The sequence below is a fragment of the Aeromonas molluscorum 848 genome (genome assembly GCF_000388115.1).
In the GTDB taxonomy this organism is placed as follows: domain Bacteria; phylum Pseudomonadota; class Gammaproteobacteria; order Enterobacterales; family Aeromonadaceae; genus Aeromonas; species Aeromonas molluscorum.
Map to the genome: position 1 here is coordinate 1 of NZ_AQGQ01000240.1, position 4,466 is coordinate 4,466.

General features: G+C 58.1%; 4 protein-coding genes and 1 pseudogene. 1 reads left to right on the forward strand and 4 read right to left on the reverse strand.

Annotated elements, in window-relative coordinates; all coding sequences use genetic code 11:
* Positions 1-453: DEAD/DEAH box helicase (locus G113_RS19320; protein ID WP_005910589.1), on the reverse strand; the 453-nt coding region annotated here is incomplete at its 3' end.
* Positions 454-796: 343 nt separating this feature from the next.
* Between G113_RS19320 and sstT the strand changes: the two genes are divergently transcribed.
* Complete coding sequence (gene sstT, locus G113_RS19325) at positions 797-2,044, forward strand: serine/threonine transporter SstT (RefSeq protein WP_005910591.1); 1,248 nt, start codon at positions 797-799, stop codon at positions 2,042-2,044.
* Between the two features lie 358 nt (positions 2,045-2,402).
* Here the strand turns inward: sstT and yfaE are convergent, their stop codons facing one another.
* The 3 genes and pseudogenes from yfaE to G113_RS19340 all read right to left on the reverse strand — a co-directional run.
* A complete protein-coding gene (gene yfaE, locus G113_RS19330; protein ID WP_330216950.1) occupies positions 2,403-2,684 on the reverse strand; it encodes a class I ribonucleotide reductase maintenance protein YfaE in 282 nt (93 codons plus the stop codon).
* Between the two features lie 38 nt (positions 2,685-2,722).
* On the reverse strand, positions 2,723-3,856 hold the full coding sequence (nrdB, locus tag G113_RS19335; protein WP_005910595.1) for a class Ia ribonucleoside-diphosphate reductase subunit beta: 1,134 nt from the start codon (positions 3,854-3,856) through the stop codon (positions 2,723-2,725).
* A gap of 65 nt (positions 3,857-3,921) precedes the next feature.
* Positions 3,922-4,466 (reverse strand): annotated as a pseudogene (locus G113_RS19340) (ribonucleotide-diphosphate reductase subunit alpha); the annotation flags it as partial.

Consider the following 4,466-nt stretch of genomic DNA (forward strand, 5'->3'; position numbering starts at 1 on the left):
ATAATCGGGGCGAAAGTTGTGACCCCACTCCGAGATACAGTGCGCTTCGTCCACCACCATCAACGAGAGTGGCACACCGGCAATGAAGCGGCGAAAGCGTTCGTTCTTGAGTCGCTCGACCGAGATCATCAGGATCTTGAGCTCGCCAGCTTCTATCTGCCGCATGACCTCACGGCTCTGCTCCGGGGTCAGGCTCGAATCCAGTGCGGCGGCGGCTATTCCTTTGCGCTGCAAGAAGGCGAGCTGATCCTGCATCAGTGCGATGAGCGGTGAGATGACCAGGGTGAGGTGGGGCAGGGCCAGGGCGGGCAACTGGTAGCAGAGCGACTTGCCCGAACCGGTCGGGAAGATGGCAGCGGCACTGCGCCCTGCCAATATCTGCTCCATGACGGCCTGTTGCCCGGGTCTGAGCTGGGTGAAACCGAAATGTTGTTCAAGCAAAGAGGCGATCATAGGGCGGCATCCTGAGGAAAACCCCATGATACCACCTGGGCTCTGACAGGATCGTCTGGCGACGCCAAGAGAGTGGCATTTGGCATCGTTCTTATGGTTGTTGATATGGTGTTACTTCATTGTTGTGGTTTTTTTGTGATGTGAAATGGGATTTTCGTGGTGTATGTGTGGAAAAAAGATGTTGCAGGTGGGATATTCCATGGGTGCGACCCCTACCGGAATACAGACCCCACTCGAGAAGGTCTGACCGCAGCCGGTTGGTTCGTTCGGTTGGTTCCGAATGAAAAAGGTTCGCCGCAGGACTTCATGATTCAAGCACCGTGTGTGCACAGGGACTACATAGATGACACAACAACACCCCCTCCTTCGTCTGATCAATCGCACCAGTCTGGTCAGCCAGATCCTGATCGGTCTGATCGTTGGCATAGTGCTGGCCTTGCTCGCCCCCGAGTGGGCCAAATCGGCAGGCTTGCTCGGCAACCTGTTTGTCGGCGCCCTCAAGGCCGTGGCCCCGATACTGGTCTTCGTGCTGGTGACCGCCTCCATCACGGGTCACAAGCAGGGTCAGAAGACCAATATCCGCCCACTGCTTGGTCTTTACCTGTTTGGTACCTTCGCCGCCGCGCTGGTGGCGGTGCTGGCCAGCTTCATGTTCCCCTCCAACCTGCATCTGGTGGCCAATACCGCCGATGTCACGCCGCCGGGTGGCATCACTGAGGTATTGCAGACCCTGCTGTTCAACGTGGTGAGCAACCCGGTCAAGGCGCTGATGGAAGCCAACTATATCGGTATCCTGGCCTGGGCCATCGCTCTGGGGATCGTGCTGCGTCATGCCAGTGACAGCACCAAGGCGCTGGTGTCAGACTTGTCCGATGGGGTCTCAACCATCGTCAAGGCGGTGATCCGCTGTGCGCCGCTCGGTATTCTGGGCCTGGTTGCTTCCACCCTGGCCGAAACCGGCTTCGATGCGCTGTTTGGTTATGCCCATCTATTGATGGTGTTGATCGGCAGCATGTTGTTCATCGCCTTGGTAGTCAACCCGCTCATCGTCTTCTGGAAGATAAAGCGTAACCCCTATCCGCTGGTATTTACCTGCCTGAAAGAGAGCGGCGTGACCGCCTTCTTCACCCGCAGCTCTGCCGCCAACATCCCGGTCAACATGGCTCTGTGCGAAAAGCTCAAGCTGCCCAAGGACACCTATGCGGTCTCCATTCCGCTTGGGGCCACCATCAACATGGCAGGCGCCGCTATCACCATCACGGTGCTGAGTCTGGCTGCGGCTCATACTCTGGGCCTGCAGATAGATTTGGGCACGGCAGTGCTGCTCAGCGTGGTCGCGACCATCAGTGCCTGCGGCGCTTCAGGGGTGGCCGGTGGCTCCCTGCTGTTGATCCCGTTGGCCTGCAGCCTGTTTGGTATCAGCAACGATGTCGCCATGCAGGTGGTCGCGGTCGGCTTCATCATCGGTGTGCTGCAAGACTCCGCCGAGACGGCCCTCAACAGCTCCACCGACGTCTTGTTTACTGCGGCGGCCTGTATGGCCGAAGACGAGGCCTTGCTGGATCACCCAGTGGTCAGCCGTAACGTCTAACCCTATGGCCGACGCAGCCAGGCTGCGTGTCAGACATGAAAATGCCCTCTTCGGAGGGCATTTTTTTGCGTGCCGCTATGTGGGGTGCGAGGGGCAGTCTTTCTCTCTAAATAGAAATAGTCGCCAGGCTGCGGGGTATCCCGTGATGCATGACTGGTATGGGGCGCGTGGCAACCAGCGCAGTTCAACTAGAGGCTTACCTTGCGGGAAAAAGACAAGGAAGGGGATCATGGGATACCTGGAGTGCGCCGTGCGCGAGTGGGGAGGAGGATTGGTTTGATAGGCCCAATCAGATCGTTATCACATGCCACAGAGCCCTCGATTGAGGGCTCTGTGGCAGGAGTATTGTGGCGATGGACTAGTCGTGGCGACTCAGATCGAGGGTGACGTTGCCAACCGGATGACAGCAGCAGGGCAGGCATTGCCCCGCATCGACGAAGGCCAGGGGGGATTCTGGATAGTGTACCTTGCCTGCCAGCAAGGGCGTGCGGCAGGCGCCGCAATAGCCGCTGCGGCACTGATATTCCAATTGGTGACCGTGGCGCTCCAGTGTGTCGAGCAGCGCCTCACCTGGGTGAGCCTGCATGGGGCCGTGCCGGCTCTCTATGATGGCCAGCGGCTGCTCGCGTTCACATTCCAGGGGCTGGACGGCCCGCTCTGGCACCAGCAGGGCATCACTCACAGCTCGAAGTCACCCAAATCTTCGTGGCTCACTTCGCTGTCTATCTGACCGACCAGATAGGAGCTCACTTCCACTTCCTGGGGCGCGACCTGGACGTTGTCGGATGACAGCCAGGTATTGATCCAGGGGATTGGGTTTTGTTTGGCGCCGCTAAAGGCGGACGGCAATCCCACGGCGGCCATGCGCAGATTGGTGATGTATTCCACGTACTGGCAGAGGATGTCCTTGTTCAGCCCAATCATGGAGCCGTCCTGGAACAGGTACTCGGCCCACTCCTTCTCCTGCTCGGCCGCTTCCTTGAAGATATCGAAGCAGGCCTGTTCGCACTCGCTCGCCACGACAGCCATCTCGGGATCGTCCTGGCCGCTGCGCATCAGGTTCAGCATGTGCTGGGTGCCCGTCAGGTGCAGGGCTTCGTCACGGGCGATCATCTTGATGATCTTGGCGTTCCCCTCCATCAGCTCGCGCTCGGCGAAGGCAAACGAACAGGCAAAGCTGACGTAGAAGCGGATCGCCTCCAGGGCATTGACGCTCATCAGACACAGATAGAGCTTCTTCTTGAGCTCATGCAGGTCGATGGTGCGCTCAGTGCCGTTGACCAGATGGGTGCCGGCGCCGTGCAGGTTATAGAGAGCGGTTGCCTCGATGAGGTCGTCATAATAGCAACTGATGGAGCCGGCGCGCTTGAGGATCTGCTCGTTGGTCACAATGTCGTCAAACACCTGAGAGGGGCTGTTGACTATGTTGCGGATGATATGGGTGTAGGAGCGCGAGTGGATGGTCTCGGAGAAGGCCCAGGTCTCAATCCAGGTCTCCAGCTCCGGGATGGAGACCAGCGGCAGCAGAGCCACGTTCGGGCTGCGGCCCTGAATGGAGTCCAGCAGGGTCTGATATTTCAGGTTGGAGATGAAGATGTGCTGCTCGTGAGGGGGCAGGGCATGGTAGTCGATGCGATCCCGCGAGACATCTACCTCTTCCGGGCGCCAGAAGAAGGAGAGCTGCTTCTCTATCAACCGCTCGAATACATCATATTTCTGTTGATCATAACGGGCCACGTTGACCGGCTGGCCAAAGAACATCGGCTCCTTGAGCTGGTCATTTTGGGTTTGGCAGAACGTTGAATAAGCCATGGTGATTTGAATGTCTTGAATTGGGAAACAGGAGAGCGGGAGTAAAGACTCCCGCTCGGTGTTTATCAGATCTTGCAGGCGCCGCCGGCACAGCCGTCATCTTGCATGTCGGCCTGGGTGTCGTCAGCCCCGTCACGGGTGTTGTGATAATACAGGGTTTTTAGACCGTATTTGTAGGCGGTCAGCAGATCTTTGAGCAGCTGCTTCATCGGTACCTTGTTGCCTTCGAAGCGGGCCGGATCGTAGTTGGTGTTGGCAGAAATCGCCTGATCCACAAATTTCTGCATGATGCCGACCAGCTGCAGGTAACCATCGACGCTCGGCTGTTTCCACAAGAGTTCGTACTGATCCTTGAGGCGCTCGTACTCGGGCACCACCTGCTTGAGGATGCCATCCTTGGAGGCCTTGACCGACACCAGGCCGCGCGGCGGTTCTATGCCGTTGGTGGCATTGGAGATCTGGCTGGAGGTCTCGCTCGGCATCAGGGCGGTCAGGGTCGAGTTGCGCAGACCGACCGTCTTGATCTCTTCACGCAAGGTTTCCCAGTCCAGATGCAGCGGCTCGTTGCACAGGTTGTCGAGATCCTTTTATAGGTATCGATGGGCAGTAT

What these genes read in the sequence shown, in the direction of transcription:
- sstT (WP_005910591.1), top strand. Translation starts at nt 797, where the DNA reads ATGACACAACAACACCCCCTCCTTCGTCTGATCAATCGCACCAGTCTG.
- nrdB (WP_005910595.1), bottom strand. Translation starts at nt 3,856, where the DNA reads ATGGCTTATTCAACGTTCTGCCAAACCCAAAATGACCAGCTCAAGGAG.